At 70.2% G+C, this 17,516-nt stretch carries 13 protein-coding genes; 10 read left to right on the top strand and 3 right to left on the bottom strand.

What is annotated here, in order from left to right; all coding sequences use genetic code 11:
- Nucleotides 1-2 precede the first annotated feature (2 nt).
- Nucleotides 3-2,501, bottom strand: a complete 2,499-nt coding sequence (locus HDA40_RS19675; protein ID WP_253757979.1) for a sigma-70 family RNA polymerase sigma factor — start codon at nucleotides 2,499-2,501, stop codon at nucleotides 3-5.
- A gap of 428 nt (nucleotides 2,502-2,929) precedes the next feature.
- On the opposite strand from HDA40_RS19675, the gene HDA40_RS19670 reads away from it, so the two are divergent.
- The 10 genes from HDA40_RS19670 to HDA40_RS19625 all read left to right on the top strand — a co-directional run bounded on the left by HDA40_RS19670 (nucleotide 2,930) and on the right by HDA40_RS19625 (nucleotide 15,854).
- Nucleotides 2,930-4,768, top strand: coding sequence for a phosphoenolpyruvate carboxykinase (GTP) (locus HDA40_RS19670; protein ID WP_253757977.1), 1,839 nt, complete (start codon nucleotides 2,930-2,932; stop codon nucleotides 4,766-4,768).
- Nucleotides 4,769-4,895: 127 nt separating this feature from the next.
- A complete protein-coding gene (locus HDA40_RS19665) occupies nucleotides 4,896-5,351 on the top strand; it encodes an RrF2 family transcriptional regulator (protein ID WP_253757975.1) in 456 nt (151 codons plus the stop codon).
- 34 nt (nucleotides 5,352-5,385) lie between these two features.
- Complete coding sequence (locus tag HDA40_RS19660; protein ID WP_308197726.1) at nucleotides 5,386-6,159, top strand: isoprenyl transferase; 774 nt, start codon at nucleotides 5,386-5,388, stop codon at nucleotides 6,157-6,159.
- A gap of 192 nt (nucleotides 6,160-6,351) precedes the next feature.
- On the top strand, nucleotides 6,352-6,960 hold the full coding sequence (locus tag HDA40_RS19655; protein ID WP_253757971.1) for an aggregation-promoting factor C-terminal-like domain-containing protein: 609 nt from the start codon (nucleotides 6,352-6,354) through the stop codon (nucleotides 6,958-6,960).
- A gap of 53 nt (nucleotides 6,961-7,013) precedes the next feature.
- Nucleotides 7,014-8,333, top strand: a complete 1,320-nt coding sequence (phoH2, locus tag HDA40_RS19650) for an RNA 5'-3' helicase PhoH2 (RefSeq protein WP_253757969.1) — start codon at nucleotides 7,014-7,016, stop codon at nucleotides 8,331-8,333.
- 168 nt (nucleotides 8,334-8,501) lie between these two features.
- Nucleotides 8,502-9,146 carry an aggregation-promoting factor C-terminal-like domain-containing protein gene (locus HDA40_RS19645; protein ID WP_253757967.1) on the top strand — a complete coding sequence of 215 codons (645 nt, stop codon included), beginning with the start codon at nucleotides 8,502-8,504 and terminating at the stop codon, nucleotides 9,144-9,146.
- Between the two features lie 112 nt (nucleotides 9,147-9,258).
- Complete coding sequence (locus tag HDA40_RS19640; protein ID WP_253757965.1) at nucleotides 9,259-12,921, top strand: S8 family serine peptidase; 3,663 nt, start codon at nucleotides 9,259-9,261, stop codon at nucleotides 12,919-12,921.
- Between the two features lie 114 nt (nucleotides 12,922-13,035).
- Nucleotides 13,036-14,007, top strand: a complete 972-nt coding sequence (locus tag HDA40_RS41590; RefSeq protein ID WP_275978269.1) for a LuxR C-terminal-related transcriptional regulator — start codon at nucleotides 13,036-13,038, stop codon at nucleotides 14,005-14,007.
- A gap of 67 nt (nucleotides 14,008-14,074) precedes the next feature.
- On the top strand, nucleotides 14,075-14,872 hold the full coding sequence (locus HDA40_RS19630) for a S1 family peptidase (protein ID WP_253757963.1): 798 nt from the start codon (nucleotides 14,075-14,077) through the stop codon (nucleotides 14,870-14,872).
- Between the two features lie 10 nt (nucleotides 14,873-14,882).
- Nucleotides 14,883-15,854, top strand: coding sequence for an NAD(P)/FAD-dependent oxidoreductase (locus HDA40_RS19625; RefSeq protein WP_253757961.1), 972 nt, complete (start codon nucleotides 14,883-14,885; stop codon nucleotides 15,852-15,854).
- On the opposite strand, the gene HDA40_RS19620 is transcribed toward HDA40_RS19625, so the two are convergent.
- Together HDA40_RS19620 and HDA40_RS19615 are read right to left on the bottom strand one after the other, a co-directional pair.
- Nucleotides 15,851-16,540: a TetR/AcrR family transcriptional regulator gene (locus HDA40_RS19620; RefSeq protein ID WP_253757959.1), complete on the bottom strand. Its 690-nt coding sequence runs from the start codon at nucleotides 16,538-16,540 to the stop codon at nucleotides 15,851-15,853. The genes HDA40_RS19625 and HDA40_RS19620 overlap by 4 nt on opposite strands.
- 27 nt (nucleotides 16,541-16,567) lie before the next feature.
- The gene (locus HDA40_RS19615) at nucleotides 16,568-17,512 is read right to left on the bottom strand and encodes a DMT family transporter (protein ID WP_253757957.1); all 945 of its coding nucleotides are present in this window, start codon (nucleotides 17,510-17,512) and stop codon (nucleotides 16,568-16,570) included.
- Nucleotides 17,513-17,516 lie beyond the last annotated feature (4 nt).

Below are 17,516 nucleotides of genomic sequence, written 5' to 3'. Positions count from 1 at the left end.
GACTACCGGGAGTCGATCTGCTGGGCGTACGCGAGGAGTCCGAGGACGAGCGGATCTTTGCCGGACCGCAGCGTGATCGTGCCGCCGTCGGCGCGGCCTTCGAACCGCAGCACGTCCACTCCCGGCGTACGCCAGCCGCACGATCCGCCCTTGGCGCAGGCGACGGCCCGGGCGCTGGCGCTTTCGCCCCGGGCCAGGTTGCCGGCATCGCCGACCGCCCGGCGGCCGATCAGCAACGAGTCCCCGGTCAGTCCCCGGTCGCCCTCCCACAGCGCCAGGCCGATCTCGACCTCGGCCCCGTCGAGAACGCGTACGGTCAGGCGGGAGTCCGGCCGGTTGAGCTCGGTGGGGCCGAGGTGGACGGCCACCTCCGCCAGCGGCGCAGCCGCCTGTTCGTAGACCACGGCGATGCTCCAGCCCGCGTATGCCCCGGGCCCGCCGGGCACCGCAGCGGCGGGCGCGGCCACCCACCACGCGCCGCCGCCGTCGACCTGGAGCAGCCGGGTCACGTCCGCGTACGCCTGGCCCGCCGAGCGCACCAGTTTCACCGGGTGCCAGCCGGAGCCCGGCCCATGCAGCGCGACCAGGCCAGGAACGGCTTTCGAGCCGCCCACGACCAGTCCGGCCCAGCGCACGCGGGCGCCTCGGGGAATCTCCACCAGGGCACCGCTCGCGACCTTCTCCCCGGCCAGCTCGGCGAGCTGCCCTTCCGGAGTTGTCGGACCGCCGGGTGCGAACAGACCGTAGGGCGGACCCGGCTCGGTCTCCGTGGGCAGCAGCGGCACCATGGTCAGCGCGTTGTTGTCCGAAGTCAGGCAGGCTGGTCGGGGCAGGCAGCTGAGCAGCGCGCTGCCGCCGACCGCCGTGCGCAGCCGTCCGGTGCCCGCGAAGGCGGTCACCGTCCCCATCGGCGCGATAGGCAGCCGGAACTGCATAGATCGTCCAGCGAAGCGCAGCCCGACCGACTGGAATCCGGTCACCTGCGGCCCGATGGCGATCGGCACCCTGGCCACCGTCCGCCTGCCCGGCTCGGCTCGCGTACAGGTCACGGCGGAGGCGCCGCGGCACGTCCAGCCGTCGCCCGCGGCACGGCCCGCGAGCGTCACCCCGGTGGGCAAGGCCAGGGTGAAGGTCCAGCTTCTTTTAGGGATACGCACGGTGGAGCGGTCGGCCAGCGTCAAGCTCTCCGCGCGTTTACCGGATTCGGTACGGCTGAACACGAGTGGCAGTGTGGTTCTGCCGCCTGCCATATACGAGGAGCCGGACGGATCCGGGGTGATGGAGACGGCCTCGGGCGCGCCGGCCGGCGAGGCATGCGCCTTCGGCGTGGGGCTGGTCAGTTCGGAGACGGTCGGCAGCGGTGTCGGACTCGTGTCCGACGTCGGCTGCGGTGCGGTGGTCGCCGGTAACGGCGGCTCCGCCGGGGCCGGAACCGGCAGTTCCGCGGCGGTCGAACCGCGCGACGACTGGGGCAGGCCCGGATGCGCGACGACGCTGACGACGAACACGGCCACGCCGAGCACGGCCGCGAGGATCAGCCCGCCCGCGGCGGCGACGTTGGGCCCGCCGTAGCGCCGGGCCAGCCGTTTCGGCAGCGTGGTCAGCCACCACCAGGCGTCACCCGCCAGGCGGACGAGGCCGCCGGTGAGCCCGTGCCACCAGGCGGCGACCGCGGCCGTCAGCGACGCCCACAGCCCGGCCAATCCGGTCTTCGCCACGGTGGAGACGAGATACCCCGGCCCCGCCGCGCCCAGGAGCAACGGTGCGAGCACCACCCGTAAGCTCACGTTCGCCTCGGTCAGCTCGCGGTGGAGGCGACGGCACTCAGCGCACTCGGCGAGGTGGTCCTCGACTTTGGTGCGTTCTCGCCCCGCGAGCCCGGCGCGTACGTAGCCGGGCAGGTGCTCGCCGGTCCAGTGGCACCGAGGCGACCCGGTGAGCGTGATGTGCTCGGCGAGGTATCCCTGGCGCAGCCGTTCCCGAGCCCGGAAGGCGAGCACGGCCACGGCGTTGGCCGTCAGCCCGAACAGCGGCGCGATCTGCGTCGGCGTCTCGCCCTCGACCTCCGTATGCCACAGCACCGCACGCCATCGCTCGGGCAGCCGGGCGAACGCGCGGGCGGCGTACGACCGCTCCAGCGCGGCGATCGACGGATCCTCGTACGGCTCGGGCCGCTCGTACTCCTCGATCACGTCGGTCGGCTCGACCTTCTGATTGCGGCGTACGCGGTCGTAGAACGCATTGCGTACCGAGGTCAGCAGGTAGGGCCGGAACGCTGTCTGCGGCCCACCGCCCGCCCGGAGCGTGCCCAGTACGCGCGCGAACGCGTCGGCGGCCAGGTCTTCGGCCTCACCTCGATCGCGGGCCAGCACGACGGCGAGGCGCTTCGCCGCGTCCGCGTGGCGGCGATACAACTCGCCGTACGCGTCGGTGTCGCCACCGCGAACGCGGGTCAGCAACTCCGCGTCCGAGGTGAGGGCAAAGTCGATTTGAACGGTCACCGCTGCCTCCGGGGGGAGCTATGTGCAGGCTGTCCGATATGCCCCAAAACCCTAACCTTCGTCCCCCATCCAGGGGAACCCCCCAATCCCCCCGTAACCCCCGGCGCCCCCACCCCTGCCCCCTCCCCGTTGATCATGGAGTCAACTGTCGTCTCGCCGGTGAGTCACGACCGGAAACCCCATGATCAACAACGGCCCGACGGCAAGGTTTGCGCACGGACGCGCGCGGGGACGGAGAAATGAACGTCCGTGCGCACAAACGCCGCAGCTTGTGCAGTTCTTCACAAGACGGCAAGGGCTCAGGAGGCGTAGCAGGGCTTACGCTGAGGGCACGTTCAGGTGAACGCGCCATCCCGTCGCACCCGCCGGGTTCTGGCGCCGCCCTACGACTTCCTTCCCGGTCAATGTCGACCACATAGGAGAGAGCCATGACCGCTGCGACCGTCAGCTTGGGGCTGGAAAACGCCCCGACCACCCATCCGAAGCTGCTCGCCTGGGTACGCGAGGTCGCCGAGCTGACCACCCCCGACCGGATCGTCTGGTGCGACGGCTCGGACGCGGAGTGGACGCGGCTCACCGACGAACTCGTCGAGGCGGGCACCCTGGTCCGGCTCAACCCCGAGATCAAGCCCAACTCGTTCTGGGCGCGGACCGACCCGACGGACGTCGCCCGGGTCGAGGAGCGCACGTTCATCTGCTCCGCCGACGAGGCGGACGCCGGCCCCACCAACAACTGGATGGCGCCGGCCGAGATGAAGCGGCTCATGACCGACCTCTACCGGGGTTGCATGACCGGTCGCACGTTGTACGTCATCCCGTTCTGCATGGGCCCGCTGACCGCCGAGAGGCCGATGTTCGGCGTCGAGATCACCGATTCGGCGTACGTCGTCGCCTCGATGCGGGTGATGACCCGGATGGGCGCGCACGTGCTGGAGGCCATGGGGGACGACGCCGACTTCGTCCACGCTCTCCACTCGGTCGGTGCGCCGCTGGAGCCCGGCCAGGCCGACGTCGAGTGGCCGTGCAATCAGACGAAGTACATCACCCACTTCCCCGAGGAGCGGCTGATCTGGAGCTACGGCTCCGGCTACGGCGGCAATTCGTTGCTGGGCAAGAAGTGCTACTCGCTGCGGATCGGCTCGGTCATGGGCCGGGACGAGGGCTGGCTCGCCGAGCACATGCTGATCCTGCGGCTGACCAGCCCGGAGGGGAAGGTCTACCACGTCACCGGGGCGTTCCCGAGCGCGTGCGGCAAGACCAACCTCGCGATGCTGGAGCCGACCATCCCGGGGTGGAAGGTCGAGACGCTGGGCGACGACATCGCCTGGATGCGGTTCGGTGCCGACGGCCGCCTGTACGCCGTGAACCCCGAGTACGGCCTGTTCGGCGTCGCGCCGGGCACCGACTACAAGACCAACCCGAACGCGATGCGGACCATCGCCAAGGGCAACTCCCTGTTCACCAACGTCGCGTTGACCGACGAGGGCGACATCTGGTGGGAGGGGATGGGTGAGCCGCCGGCGCACCTGATCGACTGGCACGGCCACGACTGGACGCCGGACTCCGGCGAACTGTCGAGCCACCCGAACTCGCGCTTCTGCACGCCGATCAAGCAGTGCCCGATCCTGGCGGAGTCCTATGAGGACCCGGCCGGGGTGCCGATCGACGCCATCCTGTTCGGTGGTCGCCGGAAGACGACGATCCCGCTGGTCAGCGAGGCGCGCGACTGGGTCCACGGGGTTTTCCAGGGCGCGACGCTGTCGTCGGAGACCACCGCCGCCGCGGTCGGCCAGGTCGGCGTCGTCCGTCGTGACCCGATGGCGATGCTGCCGTTCATCGGCTACAACGCCGGCGACTACTTCGGCCACTGGATCGCGATGGGCAAGGGCGGCGGCGAGACGCCGGACGCGGCCAAGCTCCCGAAGATCTTCTACGTGAACTGGTTCCGCCGCGGCGACGAGGGCCAGTTCCTGTGGCCCGGATACGGCGAGAACTCGCGAGTGCTGAAGTGGGTCGTCGAGCGGCTGGAGGGCCGTGCCGACGCCGTGGACACGGCGGTCGGATTCGTCCCGACGCCGGCGGCGCTCGACGTCTCGGGCCTGGATCTGGACCCCGCTGACGTGATCGCCGCCCTGAAGGTGGACCCCGAGGAGTGGAAGGCGGAGATTCCGCAGATCACCGAATGGTTCACCAAGTTCGGCGACAAGCTGCCGGGCGTACTCTGGGCCGAGCTCGACGCGCTCAAGGCCCGCCTCGGCGTCGAGTGACGGCGACCCTGCCCGGCCACAGGTACGTGCGCCGGGCGTGATCGTCGGCGGCTTGCCGTCGGCGAGGCATCACAGTCCCACGGCCGCCTCGTCCACCGCGAGGCGGCCGTTCACATAGGGTGTAACCGTGCAGATTTCCGCACGCGGCGAGTACGCGGTCCGGGCCGCTCTGGAGCTGGCCGCCGCGTACCCCGCGACTATTTCCGCCCAGGCGCTGGCGGATGCCCAGGCACTGCCTCGGAAGTTCCTGGAAGCGATCCTCGCTGACCTGCGCCGCGGCGGCATCGTGATCTCGATCCGCGGTGCCGAGGGCGGATACAGCCTCACCCGGACCCCGGGCGAGACGACGGTCGGCGCCGTCCTCCGCGCCGTCGACGGACCCCTGGCCGGCGTACGCGGTCACCGGCCCGAGCAGACCAGCTATTCCGGGACCGCCGAGCATCTGCCGACCCTCTGGGTCGCCGTACGCGCGGCCGTCCGCAACGTGGTCGATGAGGTGAGCCTCAGCGACATCGTCAGCGGCCAGTTGCCCGATCCCGTCGTGGCGCTCACCAAGGCGCCCGACGCTTGGCAGTCACGGTGAGCGGGCGGCCGCGATGAGGGATAGGCTGCCAGGCGTGAAGCCCGTTCGTGACCTGGTGTACTCGTTGTACGAGCGCCGGCTCGAGGGCAAGCTGATCAACAAGATCCGGCCCCGGCACGTCGGCGTGATGTGCGACGGCAACCGCCGCTGGGCCAAGGAGATGGGCTACGTCGACCCCAACGACGGCCACCGGGTCGGCGCGCGCCGGATCATCGATCTGCTGCGCTGGTGCGACGAGGCCGGCATCCCGCACGTGACCCTCTACCTGCTGGCCACCGACAATCTGCGCCGTCCGCCGGCCGAGCTGGATCCGCTGCTGCAGATCATCTCCGACCTGGCGACCGAGCTGGCCGAGGAGGGCAACCCCTGGCGGCTGAAGATGGCCGGCGCGATGGACCTGCTGCCCGCCCGAAACGCGCTGACGCTCAAGGCGGCCGAGGAGAAGACGGCTGACCGGGTCGGCGGCGCGGTCGTGAACATGGCGGTCGGCTACGGCGGACGCCGCGAGATCGCCGACGCCGTGCGATCGCTGCTGCAGGAGCACGCGAAGGCCGGTGGCACCCTTGAGGAGCTGGCCGAGGTCCTCGACGTCGAGCACATCGCCGAGCACCTCTACACCAAGGGGCAGCCCGACCCCGACCTGATCATCCGGACGAGCGGCGAGCAGCGGCTGTCCGGCTTCCTGCTCTGGCAGTCCGCGCACTCCGAGTTCTACTTCTGCGACATGAACTGGCCAGACTTCCGGCACATCGACTTCCTCCGGGCACTTCGGGCGTACGCCCACCGCCAGCGCCGGTTCGGCGCCTGAGCGAGCCCCAGGCTGCCGGAGAGCGCCTGAGCGAGCCTGAAGGCCAGGTCAAGGCGGCCTGGGTCCGATTGGCGAGGTACGCCCGCGTCCGGCCGTGGCCAATTCCACAATTCTTCGATGTTTCCTTGCCCCTGAGCTGCTCAGCGGAGAACGTCGTGCGGACCCCTGCACGACGAAAGGAAGGCATCCCCCATGCCTTACCCCCGCAAGATCATGGTCGGACTGCTCGGTGCGGCGTTGTTCGCCGCCGGTGGACTCGGCCTCGCGTTGACCCAGGATTCGGCCGATGAGCAGACCGTCTCGTCGCTTCAAGCGGACCGCGCCGCGAGTGAGGCCGCCGATCGGAGTTACGACCGGCCGACCGAGAGCCCGAGCGTCAGCCCCAGCGCCTCCGTCAGTTCGAGTCCCAGCCCTTCGGTGAAGCCGAGTCCGGCCAAGACGGCTACGAAGGTCGCGACGCCGAAGAAGACCGCCACGATTCCGGCGTCCTGCACGGCGTATAGCGGCAACAAGCTGATCGCCTGCAAACTGCTGCCCTCGTACGGCTTCTCCTACAGTCAGATGAGTCCGCTGGTGAAGCTGTGGAACCGCGAGAGCGGCTGGGACGCGACCGCCGAGAACCCCTCCTCCGGGGCGTACGGCATTCCGCAGGCGTTGCCCGGGAACAAGATGGCCACGGCCGGTTCGGACTGGCGGACCAATCCGGCCACGCAGATCAAGTGGGGTCTCGGTTACATCAGGTCGGTCTATGGCTCGCCGTCGGCGGCCTGGGCTCACTCACAGTCCACTGGCTGGTACTAACTGTTACGGCGTGGGGTCTGGCGGAGGTGGCGGAGATGCCGCTAACGTGAGTCATGGTCGCCCCATCACACGGCATCACCAGTGAGGGAACCAGGCACACATATGTGCTGGACACCTCCGTCCTCCTCGCCGATCCCGCGGCCGTCTTCCGATTCGCAGAGCATGACGTCGTGCTTCCGCTCGTCGTCATCAGCGAACTGGAGGCGAAGCGCCATCACCCCGAACTCGGCTGGTTCGCCCGCGAGGCGTTGCGGCGCCTCGACGAGCTCCGGGTCCGGCACGGCCGCCTCGACCAGCCCCTGCCCATCACCGACGTGGGCGGGACTCTGCGGGTCGAGCTGAATCACGCCGATCCCATGCTGTTGCCCTCGGGTTTCCGGACCGGGACGAACGACGCGCGGATCCTGTCCGTGGCGCTCGGCCTGGCCGCCGAAGGCCGGCCGGTGACGCTGGTCAGCAAGGACATGCCGCTGCGGGTGAAGGCGGCCGCGGTCGGCCTGCCCGCCGACGAGTACCGGCATGGCCAGGCCGCCGACCCCACCTGGTCCGGTCTGGTGGAGCTGGACGTCTCGTCGGAGGCGGTGGCCCGCCTGTACGACGGGCACCCGATCGACGTCGACATCGAGCTGCCGGTCCACACCGGACTGGTGCTGCACAGCTCGAACGGCAGCGCCCTCGGCCGGATGCACGCGGACAAGACGGTGCGGCTCGTGCGCGGCGATCGGGAGGTCTTCGGCGTACGCGGTCGGTCGGCCGAGCAGCGGATCGCGATCGACCTGCTGCTGGACGACTCGATCGGGATCGTCTCGCTGGGCGGCCGGGCCGGCACCGGCAAGTCGGCCCTGGCCTTGTGCGCCGGACTGGAGCAGGCGATGGAGCGCCGCAAGCACAAGAAGGTGATCGTCTTCCGTCCGCTGTACGCCGTCGGCGGCCAGGAATTGGGCTACCTGCCGGGCAGCGAGTCGGAGAAGATGTCGCCCTGGGCGCAGGCCGTCTTCGACACGCTCGGCGCGGTCGTCCACGAGAACGTGATGGAGGAAGTCGAGACGCGCGGGCTCGTGGAGGTCCTGCCGTTGACCCACATCCGCGGGCGCAGCCTGCACGACGCGTTCGTCATCGTCGACGAGGCGCAGTCGCTGGAGCGGGGAGTGCTGCTGACCGTCCTGTCCCGCATCGGGCAGGGCTCCCGAGTCGTTCTGACACATGACGTAGCTCAGCGTGACAATCTCCGGGTCGGCCGGCATGACGGGGTGACCGCGGTGATCGAGGCGATGAAGGGGCATCCGCTCTTCGCCCACGTCACTCTGACGAGATCCGAACGGTCCCCGATCGCGGAGATGGTCACCGATCTATTGGAGGATCTGCCCAACTAGGTCCATATTTGCGGCGTGACGCGGGCCACACTCGGTGGCCCGCGGCTCGCGTACGCGGGCTGACTTCGCCAGGGTGGGAGGTCGAGCCACGGCGGAACCCCCATTGAAACCCCCCGCTGAAGCAATCCCGCCGTGGTGGTCCTGTCGCCCCACGAAAGGGACTGCCCAGTGACGGTCAGTCGCATCGGTGTCCGCGTCGCAGCCCTAGCCCTCCTCGCCGTCGGTGTCACCGGTGGCATCTACCTGAACTCCGATTCGGACAGCCGGACCGGGAACGGTGGCTCGGAGGTCAGCGCGAACGCCGCCGAGAACGACATCCTCAAGCAGGACCTCGCCGAGTGGGCCAGCCTCACCGCTGAGCAGAAGGCCAAGCAGGCCGAGGCGGCCGCGAAGGCCGCCGCCGAGGCGAAGGCCGCGGCCGATCGGGCCAAGGCCGCCGAGGCCGAGGCGAGCCGCCGCACTGCCAACCGCCCCCCGGACTACGGGCCGATTCCCAGCTCCTGCAAGGCGTACACCGGAGCCAAGGCGATCGGCTGCGCCGAGTTGCTCAAGGCGGGCTTCGGTCTCGACCAGATGCCGTGTCTGGACAAGTTGTGGACCCGCGAAAGCCACTGGAACTACAAGTCCTACAACTCCTCGTCCGGCGCGTACGGCATCCCGCAGGCCGTGCCCGGCAGCAAGATGGGCACTGTCGCCGCCGACTGGAAGACCAATCCCGCCACGCAGATCATCTGGGGACTCGGGTACATCAAGAACCGGTACAAGACGCCGTGCGGCGCTTGGCAGCACTCCGAGGACGAGGGCTGGTACTAGCCTTCATCGGCTCGCACCACCGACCATTGACGGTGGCGACTTTGCGTCAAGACGCTTTGTCGCCACCGTCAATACGTTGTCCGGAAGGATGACCGGCCGGTAGACCTTCCGCATGTCATCCCCCTCGTCCTCGCGCCGATGGCGCGGACTCGCCGCCGCGGGCGCCACCCTCGCGATCGTCGCGGCCGGGCTCACCGGGCCGGGCAGTCCGGCGGCGGCCGACAAGCCCCGCCTCGCCGCCCAGCCGGTCGCGGCCAAGACGAACAAAGTCACCCTGGTGACCGGTGACGTGGTCACCGTCCGAACGCTCGTCGACGGCACCCAGACCGCCACCGTCGACCGTCCTGATTCCGCCACCGGCGGCGTACGCGTCATCACCGTCCACGGTGACCTCTTCGTCCTGCCCGACGAGGTCCTGCCGTTGATCGCCGCGAACAAAGTGGACAGGCGCCTCTTCGACGTCAGTGACCTCATCGAGATGGGGTACGACGACGCGCATTCCTCCGGCGTACCAGTGATCGCAAGTTATTCGAACGGGCGAGCCGCCACGGCCGCGCCGCGCGGCAGCAAGCTGACCCGCCGCCTGGCCGCGGTGAACGGAGCCGCGCTGACCGCGGAGAAGAAGCAGGCGCGGACCTTCTGGGAGTCGGTGGCCCCGACGACCGGCAAGCTCACCACGGGCGTCGCGAAGCTGTGGCTGGACGGCAAGGTCAAGGTGCAGCTGGCCGAGAGCGTGCCGCAGATCGGTGCGCCGCAGGCGTGGGCGGCCGGCTACGACGGGCACGGCGTCAAGGTGGCCGTGCTCGACACCGGCATCGACGCGACGCACCCCGACCTCGTGACGCAGGTCGATGAGAAGGTCAGCTTCGTGCCGGGCGAGGACACCTCCGACCTCCACGGCCACGGTACGCACGTCGCGTCGACCATCGTGGGCACCGGCGCGGCGTCGAGCGGCAAGTACAAGGGCGTGGCGCCCGGCGCCGACCTGATCGTCGGGAAGGTGCTCAACAACTCCGGCGAGGGCGCCGACTCCTGGATCATCGCCGGCATGGAGTGGGCCGCGCAGTCCGGCGCGACCGTCATCAGCATGAGCCTGGGCAGCACCGAGGTCTCCGACGGCACCGACCCGATGGCGGTCGCCGTCGACCAGCTGTCGGCGCAGTACGGCTCGCTGTTCGTGATCGCCGCCGGCAACTACGGCCCGCAGACGATCGGCTCGCCCGGCTCGGCCGCGTCGGCGCTCACCGTCGGCGCCGTGGACAAGAGCGACGCGCTGGCGTACTTCAGCTCGACCGGTCCACTGTGGAAGACGGGTGGCCTCAAGCCGGACATCACCGGCCCGGGCGTGGACATCACCGCGGCGCGGTCGCAGCAGCAGTCGCCGGCCGAGGGCGACGGGATGTACTGGACGATCTCGGGCACCTCGATGGCCACCCCGCACGTCGCGGGCGCGGCCGCCATCCTCAAGCAGCGGCACCCGGACTGGTCCGGCCCGCGCCTGAAGGACGCGCTGATGAGCAGCGCGAAGGGCCTCGCCGACTGGTACACGCCGTTCGAGGTGGGCACCGGCCGGGTCGACGTCGCGAACGCGATCACCACCACGGTGGACGCGACCGGTTCACTGTCCTACGGCATGTACGCCTGGCCGCACGACTCGTCGCAGCAGCCCACCGCCAAGCCGGTGACCTTCCGAAACAGCGGCACGTCCGCGGTCACCCTCGCGTTGAGCGTGACCGGCGGCGGACCCTTCACGGTGTCGCAGAGCAGCGTCACCGTGCCGGCCGGCGGCGAGGCGACGGTGAACGTCACCGGCCCGACGGTCGACGCGACGGGCACCTTCTCCGGCCTGCTGCTCGGGGCCGACGCCGCGACGGGGACCGTCGTCACGCGTACGGCGTTGGGCATGGTCAAGGAGGACGAGCGGTACGACCTCACGGTCCGGCTGCGCGACCGGTCGGGCAACCCGGCCGCCGGGTACGTCGTGATCAACAAGGCCGGCGACTTCTGGCCGGGTGTCGCGTACGTCGACGGGGACGCCACCTACCGGATGCAGCCCGGGACGTACACCCTGGAGACGGCGATCGACGTCGCCGGGGACCACGCCGACGAGCAGGGCATCGCCCTCCTGGTCGCGCCGCAGGTCGACCTGACCTCGCCGAAGGAGGTCGTGCTCGACGCGACCAAGGCTCGCAAGGTCGACATCGACGCGCCGCAGCGGGTCGAGGACCGGCAGCGGCTGCTCGACTTCCAGGTGGAGTACGGCGACGGCACCGGCTACCGGGACGCCGTCCAGCTGCCGGTCATGTACGACGACGCGTACGCGTCGCCGACGGAGAAGGTGACGAAGGGTTCGTTCACTCTCGACACCTCCTACCGTCAGGGCGAGCCGATGCTCGGCCTGACCGGGCTGGGCGGTCTGCTCCGCTTCGACACGACCGTGCAGCCAGGTAGCACGTTGAAGGCCGGCAGCGCCAATCTGGGCGTGGTCTACGCGGGCAAGGGTTCGGCCGACGACTTCGCCAAGGTGAACGCGCGCGGCAAGATCGCTGTGGTGGAGCGCAGCGACGACGTCGCTCCGGCCGACCGGGCCGCGAACGCGGCGGCGGACGGCGCGAAGCTCCTCGTCGTGGTCAACGACGGGGTGGGCCGGCTCAACGAGTACTACGACGGCGCGACCATCCCGGTCGCGACCGTGCACCGGGATCTCGGCCGGGTGCTCACGGCGCTCGCGAAGTCGGGCGTCGCCCGGCTGACCGCCAAGCAGGTCCCGTACGCCACCTACATCTACGACCTCGCGAAGGTCTACACCGGACAGATCCCGAACGCCGACCTCGTGTACCGGCCGTCGACGGCTCAGCTGGCCCGGATCGACGCCCGCTACCAGTCGGTCACCGACCAGGAGGGCGGCGGCTTCCGGTACAACATGACCTTCACGCCGGCGGTCGGGTTCCAGGAGCGGGAGTGGTACCCCGGTACGCGTACCGAGTGGGTCACGCCGGGCATTGCGTATCACGAGACGCACAGCCAGGGCGACTGGGAGGACCGCGGGTACCTCAACACCTACCGTGCGGGCTCCACGACCAAGCTGACCTGGTTCGCGCCGGTGGTGCACCCGTCCTTCGGCGAGGGCTACTCCGTCCGCAACTCGCGGTGGCAGGACTACCTGACGCTGAACGTCCAGGCCTGGACGGCCTCCGGCGAGGGGATCGACCACGGCGGCTCGCTCGACTGGGGTTCGGTGCCCACCCACATGTGGCTCTACCAGGGCGACACCCTCATCAAGGAGAACAAGTACAGCTCGGACATGCAGTGGGAGGACGTGCCCGCCGGGAACAAGCCGTACAAGCTGGTTCTGGACGCCTCACGGGATTCGGCCCTGTCCACCCGCACGCACACCGAGTGGGAGTTCTTCTCCGACACCGTGAACAGCGAGTACTTCGAGCCGCTCGCGTTGCTGGAGCTGAACTACCTCGCCCAGACCGACCTCCGGGGCAACCTACCGGCCGGGGCTCGCCAGCCGATCGCTCTCACCGCCGGTCCCCAGGCCGGTGGCGGCGGTGACGCGGTCGGCAAGGTCACCTCGGTCACCCTGGAGGTCTCCTATGACGACGGTGCGACCTGGCAGAAGGTGAGCCTGCGCCTGGAGTCCGGGAAGTGGGCCGGCGAACTGCGGCTGCCGCGTCAGACCGGGTTCGCCTCGGTCCGCGCGACGGCGGTCACCGACGCCGGCTACACCATCAAGCAGGAAGTCATCCGGGCCTACGGGATCCGCTGACCCTGTTCGACGGCGGGGTGGGGCCGCGAGGTCCCACCCCGCCCGTGATCACAGCATCATCACAGCTCGCCCAGGGGGTTCCGCGTGCCGCTCGGGGTTCGTATCGTGCGGTCCATGCTCACCGCGCTGGGCCTCGCCGAGGACGAGGAGCGGCTCTACCGCACGCTGGTCACCCTCCCCGGCCCGGTCGCCGCCGCGGACCTCGAAGCCGGTGCCGGTCTCCCGGCCGCCGTCGTGGCCGGTCTCCTCGGCTCACTCACCGCCCGTGGGCTCGTGCTCTTCGAGGACAACGGGTACGCCGTCGCACCGCCCGCCGTCGCGTTGGGTGCGTTGCTGCGCCAGCAGCGGGACGACCTCCGCTCCGCCGAGACCGAACTCGTGGCGCTGGCCGAGGCCCATCGGCTCGCCACGATCGGGCGTACGGCGGGTGACGTGATCGAGGTGATCACCGGAACCGACGCCGTCCGCCAGCGGTTCGCCCAGGTGCAGCACGCCGCCCGGATCGAGGTCCGGTCCATGGTGGTGCCCAACTTGACCGTCGTGCCGCCGGGCGAGAACTCGGCCGAACCGGTGTCGATGGCCCGGGGCGTGCGCTATCGCGTCATCGTCGACCGGGCCTTCCTGGAGATGGCCGGCGGCCACCAGATCATCGCCGAGGCGCTGGAGGAAGGCGAAGAGGTCCGGTTCGTCGACAAGGTGCCGATCAAGATGATCATCGCCGACCGCGAACTGGGCATGCTGCCCCTCCTGCAGGATCAGAACACCGCGCCCGCCTCCGTGCTCGTGCAGGCCAGCGGCGTACTCGACGCCATGATCGCGCTCTATGAAGAGGTCTGGCAGCGCGCCCGGCCGGTGCGCGTACGCCCCGACGCCACGGTCGGCATCGAGGCCGGCGACGACCTGGAGGACGTCGACCGCCAGATCCTCATGCTGCTGCTGGCCGGGCTCACCGATCACGCCATCGCCGGGAGCCTGGCGCTGTCGGCCCGGACGGTGCAGCGGCGCATCCGGCACCTCATGGATCTGGCCGGGGTGACCACCCGAGTCCAGCTCGGCTTCCACGCCGCCCGCAAGGACTGGGCCTAGCAGCGGTGACCCCGGCGGCCCGGCGGCGTTAAGCCGAGTGAGGCCGATCTTGCGTACGGGGGTTGCGATGCGACGGTTGACCAGCTGGATCCTGGCCGCGGCTCTGCTCGGGCTGCTCACTCCCGTCCCGGCGTACGCCACCGCCGATCGACGGCACCGGGCGGAGGTCGTCGGCGGAGTCCTGGCCCGGGGCGAGGACTTTCCCTGGGTCGTCCACCTGTCGGTGTCCTGTGCCGGGGCGTTGATCCGGCCGCAGTTCGTGCTCACGGCCGCGCACTGCGCCGGGGCGACCGGGAAGAACACCAAGATCCGGGTGACGGCTGGGTCGCACGACCTCAAGGACCCGCACGCCACCGTGGTGAACAGCGTCTACGTGCATCGGGCGCCCGGTTTCAGCGGCGTCACCGAGGGGCGGGACTGGGCCGTGATCAAGCTGCGCGACCCGCTGAACCTGCCGACGCTCCGGCTCAGCGGAGGCGGCGACGACTTCGGCACCTTCACCATCATGGGCTGGGGGACGACCAGCGAGAACTCGTTCGCCGCCCAGCGGCGGCTGCGGACGGCGAAAGTGCCGCTGGTCGCCGACGCCACCTGCGCCGCCGCGTACGCCAAGGCCGGGTACGAGTTCCGCCCGGACGAGATGATCTGCGCGGGCGACGTCCGCCGCGGCGGCGTGGACACCTGTCAGGGCGACTCCGGCGGCCCGATGGTGAAACGTGCCCATGACGGGCAGTTCGTCGAGATCGGCATCGTCAGCTTCGGCGTCGGCTGCGCTCGCAAGGCGTACCCGGGGGTCTACACCGAGGTCTCACATTTCGCCGATGCCATCCGGAAGACCATGGACGACCTCGATCGAGTGCCCTAGCGTCTGGGGTATGAGCGACATCGATGTGGCGATCATCGGGGCCGGCCCGACCGGGCTCTTCGCCGCGTACTACGCGGGCTTCCGCGGTCTGTCGACGGTCGTGGTCGACGCCCTGCCCGAGCCCGGCGGTCAGATCACCGCGATGTACCCCGAGAAGCTCATCTTCGATGTCGCCGGCTTCCCCGCCATCCGGGGCCGGGAGCTGGTCGCCAACCTCGTCGAGCAGGCGGCGCAGTACTCGCCGATCTATCGGCTCGGCGCGCAGGCCGGCGCCCTGACGTACGCGGGGGAGCGGCCGGTCCTCAGCCTCAGCGACGGCGAGTCCTACACCTGCGGTGCGGTGATCATCACCGGTGGGCTCGGGTCGTTCAAGCCGCGCCCGTTGCCCGCCGCCGACGTGTTCACCGGCGAGGGCATCGTCTACTTCGTCCCGCACCTGGCCGACCTGGCCGGGCACGACGTCGTCATCGTCGGCGGCGGCGACTCCGCGTTCGACTGGGCGCTCGCGTTGCACGACATCGCGGCCAGCGTCACCCTGGTGCACCGCCGGGACAAGTTCCGTGCGCACGCCGCCACCGTGGACCGCGTACGCGAGACGCCGGTGAGCATCCTGGTCAACTCGCAGGTGACGAAGATCGTCGGCAACGGAGTCGTCGAAGCGGTCGAGATCAGCGGGCCCGACGGCACGCGTACCCATAAGGCGACGGTGATCGTCGCGGCGCTGGGCTTCACCGCCGACCTGGGCCCGATCGGCACCTGGGGATTGACCCTGGACAAGCGGCACATCACGGTCGATTCCACGATGGCGACGAACCTGCCACGGGTCTTCGCGGCGGGCGACATCGTGGAGTACCCCGGGAAGGTCCGGCTGATCGCGACCGGGTTCGGCGAGGCCGCGACCGCGGTCAACAACGCCGCGGTGGCCGTCAACCCGGAGGCGCACCTGTTCCCCGGCCACTCGTCCGGCGGCTCCGCCGACTAGCGGAGGCCCATGTAGTCGGCCATCTCGGTGAGCTGGTGCTCCAGGATGGCGGCCGGGTCGAGCAGCGGCGGGCCGGAGCGGCCGAACAGCTCGAAGCCGATCGAGCCGAACACCGTCGCCCACGCCGTGAGCAGGCGGAACACGACCGGCTCAGGCAGTACCGGGAAGAAGGTCTCGCGAAGCCGGGCCACCTCCTCGCGGGTCGTGCGGGAAAGCCGCTCGCCGGGGGCCGGCCGCAGTACACCCGCCGCGACGGCGTCGGCCAGGATCTGCCCGGCCACCCGGATCGGGCGCATCGACGGCTCGACCGTCTCGTCGGGAGCCTTGTAGCCGGGCGCGGGCGGGCCATAGAGCAGCGCCCATTCGGGCTGGTGGGCGTCGGCCCAGGTACGCAGCTCGCGGCCGACGGCGATCCAGCGTCCTCTGTGCTCGTTCGTGGGCACCGAGCCGTCGGCGGCGTCGATCGCGTCGCCCAGCTCGTTGTACGCGTCGATCTGGAGCGCCGTCAGAAGTTCGTCGCGGCTGGCGAAGTACCGGTAGACCGCCGAGGAGACCATGCCCAGCTCCCGGGTGACCGCCCGGAGCGAGAGGTTCGTGCCGTCCGACGCGAGATGGCGTTTGGCGATCGCCTTGATCTCGGCGATCGTCTCGGCGCGCCCGCGAGTACGGGGTGATGCGGCTGTCATGGTCCACAACCTAGCAGAGCACTGCTCTCAGGCATGTCGGGGAACCCGTGGAATCGCCGCGACTCCCACTGCGACCAGCGTCAATGCGGCACCCGCGAGCGTCGCGGCGTCGAGGTGCTCGCCGCCGGCGGGAGCGACCACGTCGAGCAGGACCGCGCCGCCGACCTGCCCGGCGATCATGCCCAAACCGAGCAACAGGACGCCGATGTGCCGGACCAACGCGGCGGCGATCGCGATGAAGATGATGCCGAGCGTGCCGCCCACGTAGTACCAGGGTTCGCCGGGCAACGACCCGGTCGGCGGACCCTGAACGGCGGACCACACGCCGAAGGTGATCAGCAACGCGGCCGACCCGACCAGGAAGTTGATGAAGGTGGTCGCCACGACGCCCTCGGAGACCTGGCGTACGCGGCCGTTCATCGCCTGCTGCCAAGCCGACCCCGCACCGGCGAGCACCGGCAGGATCGCCAGGCCGAGGGCGCCGGGCGTACTGAGGCGGCCGGAGACGGCGAGGACGACGGCCGCCACCGTCAACGCGGTGCCGACCGCGCGGGTGAGCGTGATCGGGCGCGGCCCGCCCGGCGCCAGCCCGGCCCGGTCGACGAGCAGGCTGCTCACTGACTGCCCGGCGACGATCGCGACGGTGAACAGGGCGACGCCCAGGGAGCCGACGGTCAATCCCTGGGAGGCCACGAGGAACGCCCCGCAGGCCCCGCCGGCGCACTCCCACCAGCGCAGATCACCCTTGCGCAGCAGGGTGCGTACGCGGGCGAGCCCGGTCCGGGCCGGCTTGAAGAACAGCAGCGCGACCGTCAGGATGATCAGCCCCGTGCCGAACGACACGACCGCAGCGGCCACTCCACTGTGGAGGCGACCGGCGAGCGCGCCGTTGACCCGGGACTGAGCGGCGACGCCGGCCCCGCCGAGGACGGCGAGAGCGACTCCGCCGAGTCGCGCGTACTTGTTGATCACAGGA

It is taken from the genome of Hamadaea flava (assembly GCF_024172085.1).
In the GTDB taxonomy this organism is placed as follows: domain Bacteria; phylum Actinomycetota; class Actinomycetes; order Mycobacteriales; family Micromonosporaceae; genus Hamadaea; species Hamadaea flava.
This window is presented reverse-complemented; position numbering and strand designations above follow the sequence as displayed.

Excerpts from the sequence above, each read along its gene's own strand:
- HDA40_RS19670 (WP_253757977.1), top strand. The coding sequence starts at position 2,930 with ATGACCGCTGCGACCGTCAGCTTGGGGCTGGAAAACGCCCCGACCACC.
- HDA40_RS19655 (WP_253757971.1), top strand. The coding sequence starts at position 6,352 with ATGCCTTACCCCCGCAAGATCATGGTCGGACTGCTCGGTGCGGCGTTG.
- phoH2 (WP_253757969.1), top strand. The coding sequence starts at position 7,014 with ATGGTCGCCCCATCACACGGCATCACCAGTGAGGGAACCAGGCACACA.
- HDA40_RS19640 (WP_253757965.1), top strand. The coding sequence starts at position 9,259 with ATGTCATCCCCCTCGTCCTCGCGCCGATGGCGCGGACTCGCCGCCGCG.
- HDA40_RS41590 (WP_275978269.1), top strand. The coding sequence starts at position 13,036 with ATGCTCACCGCGCTGGGCCTCGCCGAGGACGAGGAGCGGCTCTACCGC.
- HDA40_RS19630 (WP_253757963.1), top strand. The coding sequence starts at position 14,075 with ATGCGACGGTTGACCAGCTGGATCCTGGCCGCGGCTCTGCTCGGGCTG.
- HDA40_RS19625 (WP_253757961.1), top strand. The coding sequence starts at position 14,883 with ATGAGCGACATCGATGTGGCGATCATCGGGGCCGGCCCGACCGGGCTC.
- HDA40_RS19620 (WP_253757959.1), bottom strand. The coding sequence starts at position 16,540 with ATGACAGCCGCATCACCCCGTACTCGCGGGCGCGCCGAGACGATCGCC.